Origin of the sequence: Streptomyces sp. NPDC002825, from assembly GCF_040295385.1 — a bacterium.
In the GTDB taxonomy this organism is placed as follows: domain Bacteria; phylum Actinomycetota; class Actinomycetes; order Streptomycetales; family Streptomycetaceae; genus Streptomyces.
In genome coordinates, this window is record NZ_JBEOVH010000033.1 from 26,396 (window position 1) to 42,210 (window position 15,815).

At 74.7% G+C, this 15,815-nt stretch carries 10 protein-coding genes; 2 read left to right on the forward strand and 8 right to left on the reverse strand.

From position 1 onward, the window contains the following. Positions 1–10 precede the first annotated feature (10 nt). The 4 genes from ABT041_RS31875 to ABT041_RS31890 all read right to left on the reverse strand — a co-directional run bounded on the left by ABT041_RS31875 (position 11) and on the right by ABT041_RS31890 (position 4,952). Positions 11–1,819 carry a serine/threonine-protein kinase gene (locus ABT041_RS31875; protein ID WP_502976633.1) on the reverse strand — a complete coding sequence of 603 codons (1,809 nt, stop codon included), beginning with the start codon at positions 1,817–1,819 and terminating at the stop codon, positions 11–13. 73 nt (positions 1,820–1,892) lie between these two features. After that, entirely contained in the window at positions 1,893–3,206 is a 1,314-nt protein-coding gene (locus ABT041_RS31880; RefSeq protein ID WP_351191023.1) for a glycosyltransferase 87 family protein, read from the reverse strand. Positions 3,207–3,232: 26 nt separating this feature from the next. Continuing rightward, positions 3,233–4,042 carry an ABC transporter ATP-binding protein gene (locus ABT041_RS31885; protein ID WP_351191025.1) on the reverse strand — a complete coding sequence of 270 codons (810 nt, stop codon included), beginning with the start codon at positions 4,040–4,042 and terminating at the stop codon, positions 3,233–3,235. Next, a complete protein-coding gene (locus tag ABT041_RS31890) occupies positions 4,035–4,952 on the reverse strand; it encodes an ABC transporter permease (protein ID WP_351191027.1) in 918 nt (305 codons plus the stop codon). Before ABT041_RS31890 ends, ABT041_RS31885 begins: the two co-directional genes overlap by 8 nt. Before the next feature lie 195 nt (positions 4,953–5,147). Between ABT041_RS31890 and ABT041_RS31895 the strand changes: the two genes are divergently transcribed. Then, the gene (locus ABT041_RS31895) at positions 5,148–5,747 is read left to right on the forward strand and encodes a TetR/AcrR family transcriptional regulator (protein WP_351191029.1); all 600 of its coding nucleotides are present in this window, start codon (positions 5,148–5,150) and stop codon (positions 5,745–5,747) included. A gap of 4 nt (positions 5,748–5,751) precedes the next feature. On the opposite strand, the gene ABT041_RS31900 is transcribed toward ABT041_RS31895, so the two are convergent. From ABT041_RS31900 to ABT041_RS31915, 4 genes are all read right to left on the reverse strand, one after another. Next, positions 5,752–6,603, reverse strand: a complete 852-nt coding sequence (locus ABT041_RS31900) for a carbohydrate ABC transporter permease (RefSeq protein ID WP_351191031.1) — start codon at positions 6,601–6,603, stop codon at positions 5,752–5,754. Continuing rightward, a complete protein-coding gene (locus ABT041_RS31905) occupies positions 6,600–7,895 on the reverse strand; it encodes a carbohydrate ABC transporter permease (protein WP_351191033.1) in 1,296 nt (431 codons plus the stop codon). The genes ABT041_RS31900 and ABT041_RS31905 overlap by 4 nt, the downstream gene beginning before the upstream one ends. 10 nt (positions 7,896–7,905) lie before the next feature. Further along, on the reverse strand, positions 7,906–9,252 hold the full coding sequence (locus ABT041_RS31910; protein WP_502976631.1) for an ABC transporter substrate-binding protein: 1,347 nt from the start codon (positions 9,250–9,252) through the stop codon (positions 7,906–7,908). A 131-nt stretch (positions 9,253–9,383) separates the two neighbouring features. Next, positions 9,384–13,607, reverse strand: a complete 4,224-nt coding sequence (locus tag ABT041_RS31915; RefSeq protein ID WP_351191037.1) for an FHA domain-containing protein — start codon at positions 13,605–13,607, stop codon at positions 9,384–9,386. A 486-nt stretch (positions 13,608–14,093) separates the two neighbouring features. Here ABT041_RS31915 and ABT041_RS31920 point away from each other — a divergent pair, with 486 nt between their 5' ends. After that, positions 14,094–15,812, forward strand: a complete 1,719-nt coding sequence (locus tag ABT041_RS31920; protein WP_351191039.1) for a serine/threonine-protein kinase — start codon at positions 14,094–14,096, stop codon at positions 15,810–15,812. The last annotated feature ends 3 nt before the right edge of the window (positions 15,813–15,815 follow it).

A 15,815-nucleotide genomic window follows, 5' to 3' on the forward strand; every position in this document is an offset into this window, starting at 1 on the left:
CGCGGGTCCTCTAGGGCTTCCAGACGGTGAGCTCGGCGAAGTAGTCGGGCAGGTCGTTCTCGGCGTTCCGGGTGATCCTGGTGATCTCGAGGAGGGCGAGCCGGCCGTCGCTGGTCGTGCCGCACAGGAGGGTGCCCACGGGGATCTCCGTACGCAGGTCCTTGGCGTCGATCTTGTCGGGCAGGGCGTTGCTCCGGGCGCCTTCCAGGCACTCGCGGGCCGTCCTGCCGGTGCTCTTGCCCATGCCGTTGGGGAACTCCCAGCGGCCTCCGGAGATCTCGCTCATGACCAGCTCGGCCTCGGGAGTGTTGAACTTCGCGCTCGAATCGACCGCGGGGATGTCGAGGTCGGCCTTGGCGATTCCCGGGTCCGCCGGGGCGCGGAGAGCGAAGGGACGGTCCTTGAAGAGGAGGGTGCCTTCGTCGCCGCCGCTGGACGGGATGGTGGAGGGCTTGGCGGAGGGTGTGGTGGAGGCCGTGGGGGTGGGCTTGCGGCCTCCTCCTCGTGCGTCGTTCTCGTCGTCGCCGCCGGCGCCGAGGCTCTGGGCGAAGCCCCAGGCGCCGGCGACCGCGAGGACGGCCGCCGTCACGGTCAGCGCGATGCGGACCTGCCGCCGTCGGCTCGGTGCGGGGGCGGGTGCGGGGGCCGCGGTCGGCGGACCGAACCGTGGCGGTGGCGGCGGGGCCGGGGCGTCCACGGTCGGCGCGTAGGGGGTGCCGGTCGGAGGCGTGTCCGGGCGGGTCGGTTCGTGGGGCGGTGGGGGAGGCGTGTCCGGGCGGGTCGGTTCGTGGGGCGGTGGGGGAGGCGTGTCCGGGCGGGTCGGTTCGTGGGGCGGTGGGGGAGGAGTGTCTCCGGTCGCCGGCTGGGCGGCGGCCCGTACGCGACGGTCGACGGCCTCCGCCACGGGACCCGGCAGCCAGTCGCCGAGGGCGGTCAGCGGGCGGCCCGTGGCGCGCTCGCACCAGTCGGTCAGCTCGGCGGGGGTGATCCTGACCGCCGGGTCGGCGGCCAGGCAGCGCTCCAGGAGCGGGCGCAGCTCCGTCGGGTAGCCGTCGAGGTCCGGCGGCCGCAGGGCGGTGTTGGCGATCCGGGTGCCCACGGTGAAGGCCCCGCCGTCGCCGTAGGGGTGGCGTCCGGTGGCGGCGACCGCCGCGATCAGGCCGAGGGAGAAGACGTCGCCGGCCGGGGTGACCGGCTCGCCGAGGGCGTGCTCCGGCGACATGTACTGCGGGGTGCCGATGATCCGCCCGCTGCGGGTGATCTGGGTGGCGTCCGCGGCCCGGGCGATGCCGAAGTCGATGACGTACGGACCGGTGGGGGCGAGCATGACGTTGCTCGGCTTCAGGTCGCGGTGGACGACCCCGGCGGCGTGGATGGAGGTCAGGGCCCGGGCCGCGCAGCCGACGAGCGGGAAGACGGTCGTCAGCGGGAGGGCCCCGAAGGCGCCGAGCGCGTCGTGGAGCGCGATGCCCGGGACGAAGGCGGAGGCCAGCCACGGGGAGGTGCCCGAGGTGTCGTGGTCGACCACGGGCACGAGGTGGTAGCCCTGCACCCGGCGGGCGGCCTGCACCTCCTGCTCGAAGCGCTGCCGGAACTCGGGGTCCTGGCCGTACTCGCGCAGGATCAGCTTCAGGGCGACGGGCTGACCGCCCCGGGTGTGGGAGAGGTAGACGGTGCCCATGCCGCCCGCGCCGAGCCGGGCGACCAGCCGGTATCCGGCGACGTCCCGAGGATCGTCGGGGCCGAGGGGCGTGAGTATGTCGTCGACGCCGGTACCGATGAGAGCCTCCCCCGCTCCGGGTGTCGCCGCCGTGCACAGGCGCCGGCAGTGCTTGCCGGACGAGACTACGGCACGGTGGATCTTGTCGAACTCCCTTGTCGGCGGGGTGGGTTCACTCGGCGGGTGGCGCGCCGGCCGTCGAGGTCCACAGGCGACGGGCGGCGAGCAGGGCCGCGGCGAGGAGCAGGGCGTTGCGGAGCACCATGACGGCCACGCCGGTGGGGGTGCCCAGGACGACCTCGTCGTAGAGGACGGGGTACGCGAGGGAGCTCAGCGCGGCCGCCGGGAGGAGCAGCAGGGCGACCGGGCGCATCACGGTGTCGCGGGAGGTCAGGCAGACGGCGGCGAGGCCGAGGAGCCAGATCAGGTACTGGGGGCTGATCACCCGGCTGGTGACGGTGAAGAGCAGGACGGCGGCGAGGGTCGCGTCGAGCGGGGTGGCGGGGGTCCAGCGCCGGGCCTGGAGGCGCCACAGGAGCAGCCAGCCGAAGGCGATGACGGTGAGCAGCAGGGCGAGGTGTCCGAGGGTGGAGACGTACGGGCCGACGTACTCGAAGGCCCCGTAGCGGAACTCGACCCTGCCCGGCCAGACGGCGGTGGCGCGGGCGACCGCGAGGGCCGTGCCGCACAGGGACTCGATCTGGATGCCGCGGCTGCCCTGCTGGCGCAGGAAGCCCAGCGAGTCGGAGAAGAACAGCGCGAGGGTGGCGAGGAGCGCGAGCGCGGTGACCGCGGCGGCGGTCCAGGCCTCGCGGGTGGTACGGCCCCGGGGCGTGCCGATCAGGGCGAGCGCCGGCCACACCTTGACCATGGCGCCGATCCCGGCGAGCGCCCCGCCGAGCTGATGGCCCGCGGTGGAGCGGGCGCCCAGGGCGAGGAGGGCGAGCACGGCGAGGGCGGTGGCCTGGACGTCGTACCGGGCGAGCGGGAGGTGGAGGAGGAGCGGGAGGCCGCAGACCCAGATCCAGGCGCCGTGGGTGAGGCGGGCGCTGTCGGCGCGGGCGAGGGCGAGGGTGACGAGGACGTCGGCGAGGAGGGTGAGGGTGACGAAGGCCTGGAAGTAGCTGAGCCAGGGGAGGATGCCCGGCGACATGATCACGAGTCCCGCGCCGGGCGGGTACTGCCAGGTGACGTCGCCGGGCGGGAAGGTGCCGTCGGCGAACTTCCCGTACCAGTGCTGGTAGAGGGCGACCTCGCGGCCCACCCCGCCGATGCCGAGGTCGTCGCGGGCGAGGAGCAGGAGCATGCCGGCCCGGGTGAGGAGCCAGACGACGGCGAGGGCGAGGTGGGGGCCGCGGCCGACGGTGACGAAGGTGGCCGAGGTGAAGGTGTCCGAGTCGAAGGGGGACCCGGTGAGGGCGGGGGGTTCGCTTGCGGAGCGGGGCGGCGACGGCAGGGGATCCGGCTGCTGCTGATCGTTCGTCATCCCACCGCACTTTAGACCGCTATGTCTTATTTCTTGGCCTTCTGTGCGTCCGGTTTGGCCGTGAACTCCTCGTATGCCGCCACGACCTCCTTCGCCGGGCCGTCCATCCGCAGCGTGCCCGCCTCCAGCCACAGCGCCCGCTCGCAGGTCTCCGTGATCGTGGAGTTCGAGTGGCTGACCAGGAAGACCGTGCCCGCCTCCGCCCGCAGCTCGTCGATCCGCCGCTGGCTGCGGCGGCGGAAGCGCGCGTCGCCGGTCGACAGGGCCTCGTCGATGAGGAGGACGTCGTGGCTCTTGGCGGCGGCGATGGCGAAGCGCAGCCGGGCGCCCATCCCGGAGGAGTACGTCCGCATCGGGCGGGAGATCGCGTCGTCCTTCTCGTTGATGCCGGAGAAGTCGACGATCTCGTCGTAGCGCTCGCGGACCTCCGCGCGGCTCATGCCCATCGCGAGGCCGCCCAGGATCACGTTCCGCTCGCCGGTCAGATCGTTCATCAGGGCCGCGTTGACGCCGAGGAGGGAGGGCTGGCCGTGGGTGTGGATCGCTCCCCGGTCGACCGGCTGGAGGCCCGCGATCGCCTTCAGGAGGGTGGATTTCCCACTCCCGTTCGAACCGATCAGGCCAATCGCCTCGCCCCGGTACGCGACGAAGCTGACTCCCTTCACGGCGTGGACCCGGCGGCCGGCCGGAGCCGTGCCGCGCCGCATGATCCGGCCGAGCGCGGCGGTGGCGCCGCCCCGGCCGCCCGGGCCTCCGCCGTGCACGGTGTACGTGATGTGGACGCCGTCGGCGATGACGGTGGGGGTTCCCTGTGTCTGCTGGTGCGTGTCAGCCACGGCCGTACGTCTCCTCCGCCTTCCAGAACCAGATGAAACCGCCCACGAAGGCCAGCACGGCCCAGCCGACGGCGAGCCCCCACACGTGCGGCGGCAGCTGCGCCCGCGTGTAGCTCTCGATCAGCGCGAAGCGCATGAGGTCGATGTAGACCGCCGCCGGGTTGCACTGGAGCGCGAGGACCACGGCCTCCGGGAAGCGCCCGCTGCTCGCCAGGTTCTGGATCGACCACATCGCGCCCGAGGCGTACATCCAGGTCCGCAGCACGAACGGCATCAGCTGGCTGATGTCCGGGGTGCGGGCGGCGACCCGGGCCAGCGCGAGCGCCACGCCCGTGCTGAACAGCGCCTGGCAGAACAGGGCCGGGACGGCGAGCAGCCAGCTCCAGGTGGGGAACTGGCCGAAGCAGGCCAGCATCACGACCAGCGCGGCGAGCGAGAACAGCAGCTGCTGGAGCTGCTGGAGCGCGAGCGAGATCGGCAGGCTCGCGCGCGGGAAGTGCAGGGCGCGCACCAGGCCGAGGTTGCCGCTGATCGCCCGGGTGCCGGCCTGGGCCGTGTTGGCCGTGAAGGTCCACACGAAGATGCCGGTCATGAGGAACGGGACGTAGTCCGGCACGCCGCTCTTCGCGTTCATCAGGACGCCGAAGATCAGGTAGTACACGGCCGCGTTGAGGAGCGGGGTCGCCACCTGCCAGACCTGGCCGAGGCGCGCCTGGCTGAACTGGGCGGTGAGGCGGGCGGTGGCGAAGGCGGCGATGAAGTCACGGCGGGACCAGAGCTGCCGCACGTAGAGGGGGAGCGAGGGGCGGGCCCCGCTGACGCTCAGGCCGTGGCGGCGGGCGAGGGCGGCGAGGTCCTCCTGCTCCGCGGGGGCGGCCTGCTGCACGGGTGGGGCGAGGGTCGTGGTCACGGGCGGGCGCTTTCGACGAGGGGTGCGGGGGCGCGGGCGGTCCGGTCCCGGTGTGCGGGGATCGGGCGCGTGATGCCGTCGGCGATGGAACGGGTCCGTATCGTCGCTACGGGGACATTAGGACGCCCGCACGTCGGAACGCAACCGTCTCGTCGTAACGCTGCCGGGATGTCGCGGTTCGTTAGGATGCCGTCCATGACCGATCCGACCCCCCGCCGCGCCCCCGCCGGAGCCGCCGTACTCCGCGAGGACGTGACCGAGGCCATCCGCGCCGCCGTCTTCGAGGAGCTCGCGTCCGTCGGCTACGCCCGGATGTCCATCGAGGGCATCGCGCGCCGCGCGGGAGTCGGCAAGACCGCCGTCTACCGGCGCTGGAAGTCCAAGCTCGCCCTCGTCCTCGACCTCGTCGGCGCCTTCGCCGCCCAGGGCCTGCCGGCCCCCGCCACCGGCTCCCTGTACGGGGACGTGCGCGCCCTCCTCGAAGTGGCCTCGCACGCCCTGCGCCACCCGGTCGCCTCCCAGGTCATCCCCGACCTGCTCGTCGAGGCCGCCCGGCACCCCGAGATCGCCGAGACCGTCAAGGCCGTGCTGCTCGACGGGCAGCAGGGCGTCATGACCCAGATCGTCCGCGAGGCCGTCGCCCGCGGCGAACTCCCCGAGGGCACCGACCCGGGCAAGGCCCTCGACCTCGTCGTCGGCCCGCTCTACTGGCGCCTCGTCGTCGTCCGTACGCCCCTGCCGAAGGGGTACGCGGACGAGCTCGCGCGCGCGGCGGTCGCGGCGCTCAAGAGCTGAGGCCCTACTTCACCGCCCCCGCCATCACCCCGGACGCGAACTGCCGCTGGAACGCGAAGAACACCACCAGCGGCACCACCATCGACACGAACGCCCCGGGCGCGAGCACGTCCACGTTGTTGCCGAACTGGCGCACCTGCTGCTGGAGCGCCACCGTGATCGGCGGCGACTGCGAGTCCGCGAAGATCAGCGCGATCAGCATGTCGTTCCACACCCACAGGAACTGGAAGATCCCGAGCGAGGCGATCGCCGGACCGCCGAGCGGCAGCACCACGCGCGTGAAGAGCCGGATCTCGCCCGCCCCGTCGAGCCGCGCCGCCTCCAGGAGCTCGCGCGGGATCTCCGCGAAGAAGTTCCGCAGCAGGAAGATCGCGAACGGCAGGCCGAAGGCCGTGTGGAAGAGGACCACCCCGGCCGTCGTCTCGAAGAGCCCCACCGCGCCGAACAGCTTCGACACCGGGATCAGGGCCACCTGCACCGGGACCACCAGGAGGGCGACCACGCCCAGGAACCACCAGTCCCGGCCCGGGAACTCCAGCCACGCGAAGGCGTAACCGGCGAGCGAACCGATGAGGAGGACCAGGAGGGTCGCCGGGACGGTGATCAGGACGGTGGAGAGCAGCGAGCCGGTGATCGTGTCGTTCGCCAGGAGACGGCTGTAGTTCTCGGTGGTCAGCTCGGCCGGCGCCGTGAACACCCGCCACCAGCCGCTCGCCGCGATGTCGGACGGCGAGCGGAGCGAGGAGAGCAGCAGCCCGACCGTCGGCAGCAGCCAGAACAGGCCGGTGAGGAGGAGGAAGACCCGGACGGCGCCGCCCGCCGCACGGGCCGAGACCTTGGCCGCGAAGCTCTTCACCGGCGGGACTCCCTTCGGATGCGGCGGATGTTGACCACCATCACGGGCAGCACGAGAAGGAGCAGGACGACGGCGATGGCCGAGCCGACCCCGAGATCCGCGTCCGTGCCGAACGACGAGCGGTACAGCTGCAGCGCCAGCACGTTCGCGTCGTCCTGCGCGGAGCCCGGCGCGATGACGAAGACAAGGTCGAAGACCTTGAGCACGTTGATCATCAGCGTGACGAGGACGACCACGAGCACCGGTGCCAGGAGCGGCACCGTGATCCGCCGGAAGACCTGCCACTCGTTCGCCCCGTCCACCCGCGCCGCCTCCAGGAGCTCGCGCGGTACGGCCGCGAGCCCGGCGCCGATGAGGACCATGGCGAAGCCGGCCCACATCCACACGTACGAGCCGATCACCGCCGGGGTGACGAGCGAGGGGCCCAGCCACTCCACGCCGTTGTACTGCTCCCTGAAGTTGCTCGCGGGCAGCCGCAGTACGGCTCCGTCGGCGCGGTCCGCGGGCAGGGCGAAGCTGCCGTCGGCCGCCGCCGTGGCCGTGGCGACCACCTTCCCGTCCCGTACGGCCTCGATCCGCAGCCCCTTGAGGCCCAGCTCCTTCGGGTCGACCACGTTCGGCTTCCCGCCGCCGCCCCGGGTGAAGTCGAGCCAGGCCGTTCCCGTGATCTCGGTGTTCTTCGCCGTCGGCGCGTGCGCGGCGCGGGCGTCCTGCGGCATCCGCGCCGGAGCCACCCCGACCAGCGGCAGGAGGACGGGCACCCCGGCCCGTACCGGCGTCTTCGTCTCGTACGCGCCGCCGCCGGCCGCCTTCAGCGGGTGCACGGGCAGCGGCCGGGCCTTCGGGAAGCCGGAGGACTCGGCGAAGGTGTCGTGGACCCCGACCCAGACGGCGTTGGCGACCCCGCGGTCCGGGTCCTGCTCGTAGACCAGCCGGAAGATGATCCCGGCGGCCAGCATCGAGATCGCCATCGGCATGAAGACGACCAGCTTGAACGCCGTCCCCCAGCGGACGCGTTCGGTGAGCACGGCGAAGACCAGACCGAGGGCGGTGGCGACCGCAGGGGCCACGAGGAGCCAGATCAGGTTGTTGCGGACGGCGGTGCGGAGCGAGTCGTCGGTGACCAGCGCCAGGTAGTTGTCGAGGCCGACGAAGGACGAGTCCGAGCGGTCGAAGAGCGAACGCCGGACGGAGTACCCGATGGGGTAGACGACGAGCGCGCCGAGGAGGAGCAGGGCGGGCAGCAGGAAACCCGCCGCCACGGCCCTGCTCCTGTCGGGGATCCGCGGCATGGCCGGCCCCTCAGCCCTTGTACGCCTTCGCCGCGTCCGCCTCCAGGCGCGCCTGCGTCCCCGCGATGTCCTTCGGGTTCTTCAGGAAGTCCTGGAGCGCCTTCCACTCGCCCTTGCCCGGCGTCCCGCCGAAGGACTGGGGCATCTGGTCCGACATGTCGAAGCGGAAGTCGTCACCGGCGCCGATGAGCGCCTTGGCGATCTCCCGCTGGACGTCGTTCGGGTACGCCGCCGGGTCCAGGTTCTTGTTGGGGGAGAGGAAGCCGCCCTCGGCCGCCCAGATCTTCGCGGCGTCAGGGGAGGCGAGGAAGGCGAGCAGCGCCTGCGCGCCCTTGGTGTCCTTCAGCGCCACGGCCGCGTCGCCGGCCGTCACCACCGGCGCGGTGCCGGCGTCGCCGACCTTCGGGAACGGGAAGACCTTCGCGTCCTTCCCGATCTCCGCCTTGGTCTGGGCGATGTTGACGGCCGCGAAGTCGCCCTCGAAGACCATCGCCCCCTTGGGCTGGTCGCCGCCCGTGAAGGTCTGCGTGACCGAGGCCGGGTACTCCGTCTGCAGCGCGCCGGACGACCCGCCCGCGACCAGTGACGGCTTCCCGAAGAGTTCGGCGAGGGTCTTGAGGGCGGCGGCGACGGACGGGTCCGTCCACTTGATCTCGTGCTTCGCCAGCTGGTCGTACTTGGCCGGGCCCGCCTGCGAGAGGTAGACGTTCTCGAACCAGTCGGTCAGGGTCCAGCCGTCCGCGCCGCCGACCGAGACCGGGGTCACGCCGGAGGCCGAGATCGTCTCGGCGGTGGCCAGGAAGTCCTTCCAGGTCTTCGGCTCGGAGGCGCCCGCGTTCTCGAAGACGGCGTTGTTGTACCAGACCAGGGACTTGTTGGCGGCCTTGAAGTACACCCCGTACTGGGTGCCGTCCACCGCGCCCAGCTCCTGCCAGCCGCGCGAGTAGTTCGCCGCCAGCGCCGCCTTGGCGTCCGGGCCGACCGGCTTCAGCCACTTCTGGGCGGCGGCCTGCTGGATCGCGCCCACCTGAGGCAGCATCGCCACGTCGGGCGGCGAACCGCCGGCGATCTTCGTGCCGAGGAAGTTCACGATCGGGTCCTGCGCGGGCACGAAGGTGACGGTCGCGCCCGTGCGCCTCTCGAACTCCTTCAGGACCTTCGTGAAGTTCTCCTGCTCGGGCCCCGTCCACACGGCGGCGACCTCGATCTTCTCGCCCTTGAGGGAGAGTTCGCGGTCGGGCGCGGGCTGTGGGTCCTTCGCGGACTCGCCTCCGCAGCCCGCGAGGGCGACCGCGAGGACAGTCGCCGTTGCCATGACCAAGACCCTGCGTGGACCCGGCCGAAGAGTTGTACGCATCGCTGCCCCGTCTCTGCCGTGCGCTTCGCTGTCCGTCCGACAGGTCTACGCCGGGCCGCGGGGCCCCGCAATACCGCCTTCCGCGTCCCGGGCGGTCAAGTGTGCGATCGTGATGCCCTTGTGACGTACCGTCAGCCGTGCGTGGCCGGGGTGAGCGGGGGCACGGGCGTCGCCTCGACCGAGCGCGCGGCCCGGTCCAGCGCGCTCGCCAGGAGCGCCAGGTCCGTCGGTCCGTTGCCCAGCTCGCGGACCGGGCGACGGGTCGGCGGGTCGCCCATCCGCTCCCACTCCAGCGGGACCACCGTCGGGCGGAGCGTCGCCGTCCGGGGGATCCGGCCCGTCACGCGGCCCGCCTGGAACGGGGTCACCCGGCCGTCCGGGTGCCCGAGGCGGCCCCTCCCGGCCGCCGGCACGTCCGGGCCCGCCGTGACCGGGGGCGCGTCGAGCACGATCCGCAGCCGGGCCCCGTGGGCCAGCTCCGTGTCGGCGGTCCGGTCCGGGCGCGCGGAGGTCGCGACGAGGTGCACCCCGAGCCGCTCGCCGTGCCGCGCGACGGCCTCGAGGGCCCGCACGACGGACCCGGCGGCGGGCCGCCCGGGAGCGCCGAGCGCGGGCGCGACCAGGGCGTCGAAGTCGTCGACGAGCACGACGAGCCGCGGCAGGGCCCGCGCGGAAACCTGCTCCCCCGAGCCGGGTCGCGCAACCCGCCCGCCGGCGTCTTCGGAGGCGGGGCGGGGGATCCGGCCGCTGGTACGGGCGGTGGCGTCGTCGGTGTGGGGGTACGGAGTCCGGCCGCTGGTCCGGGTGGTGACGTCGTCCGCGCTCGGGTGCGGGACGCGGTTGCTGGTGCGGCTCGTGAGGTCGTCTCCGGCGGCGGGGTGGGGGATCCGGCCGCTGGGGCGGCTGGTGGCGTCGTCGGTGTGGGGGTACGGAGTCCGGCCGCTGGTCCGGGTGGTGACGTCGTCCGCGCTCGGGTAGGGGACGCGGCCGCTGGTGCGGCTGGTGACGTCGTCGGCGTTCGGGTGCGGGACGCGCCCGCTGGTCCGGCCCGTCACGTCGTCCGCCCCCGCCGCGCGCGGGACGCGGCCGCTGGGACGGTCCGAGAGGTCGCCGTCGCCCGTGCGGAGGGTGCGGCTGCTCGGGCGGTCGTCGAGGGCCCCGCCGTCCCGCCGGGGCAGCCGCCCGCTGGGCGTATCGGCGAGGTAGGCGTCCCCGCCGGACCGCGCCCGCGTGCCGGCCCGCTCGTCGAGCGACCCGTCCCCGGACCGGGGGACGCGCCCGCTGGACCGGTCGGTCAGCTCACCCGTCCGAGCGACGCGGCCGCTCGGACGGTCGGTCGGATCGCCGGAACGGACGACCCGCCCGCTCGGGTGATCCGTGAGATCACCGGCACCCGGGTGGGCGATCCGGCCGCCGGCCCGACCGGTGACGTCGTCGGCGCCGGGGTGCGGGACGCGCCCGCTGGTGCGGCTGTCGAGGTCGTCGGCGCCCGGGTACGGGACTCGGCCGCTGGTCCGGGCGGTGACGTCGTCCGCGCCCGGGTACGCGACGCGGCCACTGGCGCGGGTCGTGACGTCCTCCGCGCCCGGGTACGGCACCCGGCCGCTCGCGCGGGTCTGGACCTCGTCCGCGCCCGCGCGGTCGTCGGTCGTGCGCAGGGTGCGGCTGCTCGCGCGGGCGTCCGGGTCTGCCGTACCGGGGTACGGGACGCGGCCGCTCGAACGGCCCGGCACCTCGTCCGCGCCCTGGTACGGCGCCCGGGCGTTCGGGAGGGCGCCGATCGGGCCCTCGCCCGTGCGGAGCGTGCGGCCGCCCGTGCGGTCCGGCAGGTCGCCGGTGTCCGGGAGGCGGACCGTCGCGCGGGCGCCCTGCGGTACGGACTCCGCCGCGCTCGGGGTGCGCTGACCGATCAGCCGGTCGGCGGCGCGCGCCACCCCACGGCGGTCGGCGAAGTGCGCGTCGCCCAGCAGCTCCGCCCGGCGCTTCAGCTCGGCGCCGAGCGCCTGCGCGAACTCCCGCATGCGGACCGGGTCCGAGGCCACCAGGTGCTCGGTGACGTGCGGCAGCTCCGTACAGACCGCGAGGCCCTCGCCGCGCTCCCCGCCCGCGCCGTCCACGAGGAGCAGGCCGAGCCGGTCCGGGCGGCCGCCCGCCGCGAGGGAGGCGGCGATCGAGCGGAGGAGCTCCGTGCGCCCGCTGCCCGCGGGGCCCTCGATCAGGAGGTGCGGGCCCTCCGCCGTGAGGTCCACGGACAGGGGGCCGCGCGGGCCGGCGCCCAGGACCGCCGTGCCGTCGCCGGCCGAGGCCCAGCGGGCCATCAGGGAGGCGGGGGTGGCCCGGGCGAGCCCGAGTTCGTCGAGGAGCCGGGACGACGGGGGCAGCGCGGCGGCCCGGGAGCCGGGCGCCGCCGACGTCTCGGGACGCAGCGGGGCGAGGGCCCGGCCGAACCGCTCGGCCCAGGCGACGGAGACCGCGTCGACGACGCCGACGGTGCCGTGGCCCGCGAGCCGCCCGCCGGAGGTGCGGAGCAGCCGCAGCGCCGTCGCGACGTCGCCGCTGAGGAGCGCGGCGGCCCCGCACTCGCGGAAGGCGAGGGACGCGGCGCACGCGGCCTCGTACGTGGCGGCCACCGGCGAGTCCGGGGTCGCGGCGGGCGCCTCGGCGAGGCACAGGAGGTGGATGCCGGCCGCCGCGCCGACGCCCGCGAGGCGGGCGACCGTCTCGCGCAGCGCAGCCGAACCGGGGTCGCCGTCGACGATCACGACCGTCGTCGGCCCGTCGTGGCGGGCCGCGGCCTCGGCGACGGAGGCACGGTCGGCGCTGGGCCAGCCGGGGCCGAGCGGGCCGTCGTCGAGCCGCCGGGTCAGCTCGGCCGTCCGGGCCTGGGCCTGCTCACGGTCGTACGCCAGGAGCAGCCGGCAGTCCTGGCCGTGGGCCGGCCGGACGTGCGGGAGCCAGCCGAGCCAGCCCCAGGCGCGGCGCCGCGCCTCCAGGGGCCGGTTCCGGTCGGCGCTGATGAGCACGATCTCCAGGTCGGAGGGGGAGTGCAGGGCGGCGAGCTGGGCCACGACCGAGCGCGCGAGTCCGGTGAGCCGGTCGCCGGGGCCCGCCAGGCCGAGGGAACCGGCCTCGCGGAGGCCGACGGTGACGGGCACGCCGGAGAGTTCGGCACGGTCGGTGGTGCCGAGCCGGACCACCAGGGCCTCGGGGTGGTCCTGGGCCCGCTCCCAGAGCCGGGGGTCGGGGCCGAGGGCGGTGAGCAGGACGGTGGCCGGGTCGGGCCAGGTGTCGGCGAACGATACGGGGCCGGGGGCGGCGCCGCGCGCGCCGGGACCGGGCCGGGTGTGGGTGTGCGTGTCCGGTGAGGCGTGGGTGGCGCGGGCGTCGGTGGCGGGGGGCTCCTCGCGGCCGCCCGCGAGGCGCCGGGCCCAGGCGCCGAGCCCGCGCTTGCCGCCGCCGCGCGCGGACGCGGCGGGAGCCGTGGGCGCGTCTCCCCGGTCCCGGGTCCTGCCGCCGTCGTGGCTCGACGGCGCGTCGTGCTCGTCGTGCGGGTCCCTCGCGTGCGCGTGGCCTCCGTCGTAGACCTCGCCGTACGCGATGCCGCGCGCCCCGCCGTGGGTGGCGTCGTCCGTCCCGCCCGTCGGTTCGGGGCGGTCCGGCAGGTCCGTCGTGTGCGCGACGCGCAGGTGTCCCTCGCCGTCGGGGGCCGTCGCCACCGCGTCCGTGCCTCCGGGAGTACCGCCTCCGGGAGTACCGCCGGAGGCGCCGCCCCGGGGGCCCGTCAGGCGGAGGGCGGACTCTCCGAGGCGCAGCAGCGCGCCCGGGCGGAGCGGGACCGGCCGGTCGCCGACGGGCGCGCCGTCGAGCGTCGTCCCGTTCGTGGAGCCGTGGTCGGCGACCGTGACCCGGCCGTCCTCACCGACGGTCACCGTGCAGTGGGAGCGGGAGACGTCCGGGTCGTCCAGCGGCACGTCGGCGTCGACGGAACGGCCGATTCTGATCGCTCCGCCGTGCAGCAGGTGCACCCCGCCCGCGTCGGGGCCCGCAACCACGTGGAGCCGGGCCGCGGCCGTCTCGTCGGCCCGGTCGTCCGGACCCGGGACCTGGAGGGAGAGGACCGCTCCGTCGACCAGTGGGGGCTCGCCGAGCACGGCGCGCCGGTTGTCGAGCCGCTCCGCGCCCGCGTAGAGCACGGTGGTGCCCGAGGCGGAGGTGTCGGGGCCGGTGACGGCGGCGGCGAGGTTCGAGGCCACGGCGGCGAGGGCCGTCCCGGCGGGGGCCGTGACGAGCACGTCGCACGCGCGCCCGGCGCCGTGGCCGGCGTACGGCGCGAGGACGGTCAGCCGGATCTGCATCGCCGTCAGCGGTCCCTTCTGCGCGAGCTGGCCCGGCAGGAGGGAACCGCCTCGTGTCTCCCCCCACCCGGCACGGACGCGTCGCCCGGTACAGGTCGGCACGGCGCGGGGGCTCCCGACCCCGTCGACGCGACGTGCTGGAGGCATCCTCGCACCTGCCGCCGACAACACGCCCGCGGGTCGGCCACAAGTGATCTTGAATGGTCGGCCGTGGACGAGAAATAGCCCGGTTGGGCATGCCTTCGGAGCATGCGTGGCAACCGTCGCCCACCGTGGAGCGTCTTCTTCCGGACAAGTTCGGTTCGCCCGGCCCCCTCGGGGAGGCTCGGACACGGCATCGGAATCGGCCTGTGGACGACCGGCCTGTGACCCGTTCGGCGGCACTAAAGTGGGTCGGACACCCGGACGGGGTCACAACAGAGGACAGGAACCCCGGGGACAGCTCAGGAACCACCCCAGGACCACGATCAGCAGGGAGCGCGTGACGTGCGGCCTATCGGCAGCAAGTACCTGCTCGAGGAGCCGCTCGGCCGCGGCGCCACGGGCACCGTCTGGCGAGCCCGCCAGCGGGAGACGGCGGGCGCCGAGGCGGCCGTGCCCGGCGAGCCCGGCGAGACCGTCGCGATCAAGGTCCTCAAGGAGGAGCTGGCCAACGACGCGGACATCGTGATGCGCTTCCTGCGCGAGCGTTCCGTGCTGCTCCGGCTGACCCACCCGAACATCGTGCGCACCCGCGACCTGGTCGTCGAGGGCGATGTCCTCGCGCTCGTCATGGACCTCGTCGAGGGCCCCGACCTGCACCGGTACATCCGGGAGAGCGGCCCGCTCACCCCGGTCGCCGCCGCGCTCCTCACGGCCCAGATCGCCGACGCGCTCGCCGCGAGCCACGCCGACGGCGTCGTCCACCGCGACCTCAAGCCGGCCAACGTGCTGCTCGCCGAGCAGGGCGGCCAGATGCACCCGATGCTGACCGACTTCGGCATCGCGCGCCTCGCGGACTCCCCGGGCCTGACCCGCACCCACGAGTTCGTCGGCACGCCCGCGTACGTGGCGCCGGAGTCCGCCGAGGGCCGCCCGCAGACCTCCGCCGTCGACATCTACGGCGCGGGCATCCTCCTCTACGAGCTGGTCACCGGCCGGCCCCCGTTCGCGGGCGGCACCGCCCTCGAGGTCCTCCACCGGCACCTCAGCGAGGAGCCCCGCCGCCCCTCGACCGTGCCCGGACCGCTGTGGACGGTCATAGAGCGCTGCCTCAGCAAGGACCCGGACCGGCGGCCGAGCGCCGTGAACCTGGCCCGGGGCCTGCGCGCCGTCGCCGCCGGCATCGGCGTGCACGCCACGCCCGCCCAGATCGAGGCCGCGGAGGGCGTCGGGGCGCTCCTCGCCCCGGACCCCGCGCCCGCGCCGGTCCCGGGGACCCCGGAGGCGCAGACCCCGGGCGCCGCCGACCCCACCCAGGTGCTGCCGACCGGCGCCGCCGCGGCCGCTGCCGGGATGCCCCCGCAGTACGACCCCGCCGCCGCCACCAGCGTCATGCCGACCGGCGGACCGGCGGGCGCCGCCGACCCGACGGCCGTCATGCCCCCCGTACCGCAGAACCCGCCAGCCGAGGACCCGCACCCCTGGCAGAGCCAGCTCCGGCAGGTCCGCGACCGCAACGAGCAGACCCAGGTGCAGTACCTGGACCCGAACGACGACCCGCTGCGCCGCCGCCCGCAGCGTCAGCCGCAGCCCCAGCAGCCGCAGCAGCCCGGCGCGTACGGGCAGCAGGGCCGGCAGCCGTACCAGCAGCAGCGCCCCGCCCCGCAGCGGCCGCCGCAGCCCCAGCCGTACCAGCAGCAGCCCCAGCAGTACGCGCCGCCGCCCCCGCAGCAGCAGTACGCCGCGCCCCAGCAGCAGTACCAGCCGCCGCAGCCGCCGCCCCAGGCGCCCGCGCCGCGCGAACCGCGCCCCCCGCGTCAGCGCAGCGCGAACCCGGTGCACATCCCCGGCCTCGGCTGCCTCAAGGGCTGCCTGATCATGATCGTCCTGTTCGTGGTCGCCGGCTGGCTCGTCTGGGAGCTCACCCCGCTCCAGGACTGGGTCGCCCAGGGCAAGGGCTACTGGGAGGCCATCGGCGACGGCATCTCGACGGTCACCGACTGGATCTCCTCGATCGGCGAGGCCACCGGTTCCGGGGGTACTACCGGCGGTACGGGGCAGTAACAC

What these genes read in the sequence shown, in the direction of transcription:
- ABT041_RS31905 (WP_351191033.1), bottom strand. Translation starts at nt 7,895, where the DNA reads ATGCCGCGGATCCCCGACAGGAGCAGGGCCGTGGCGGCGGGTTTCCTG.
- ABT041_RS31895 (WP_351191029.1), top strand. Translation starts at nt 5,148, where the DNA reads ATGACCGATCCGACCCCCCGCCGCGCCCCCGCCGGAGCCGCCGTACTC.
- ABT041_RS31910 (WP_502976631.1), bottom strand. Translation starts at nt 9,252, where the DNA reads ATGCGTACAACTCTTCGGCCGGGTCCACGCAGGGTCTTGGTCATGGCA.
- ABT041_RS31880 (WP_351191023.1), bottom strand. Translation starts at nt 3,206, where the DNA reads ATGACGAACGATCAGCAGCAGCCGGATCCCCTGCCGTCGCCGCCCCGC.
- ABT041_RS31915 (WP_351191037.1), bottom strand. Translation starts at nt 13,607, where the DNA reads ATGCAGATCCGGCTGACCGTCCTCGCGCCGTACGCCGGCCACGGCGCC.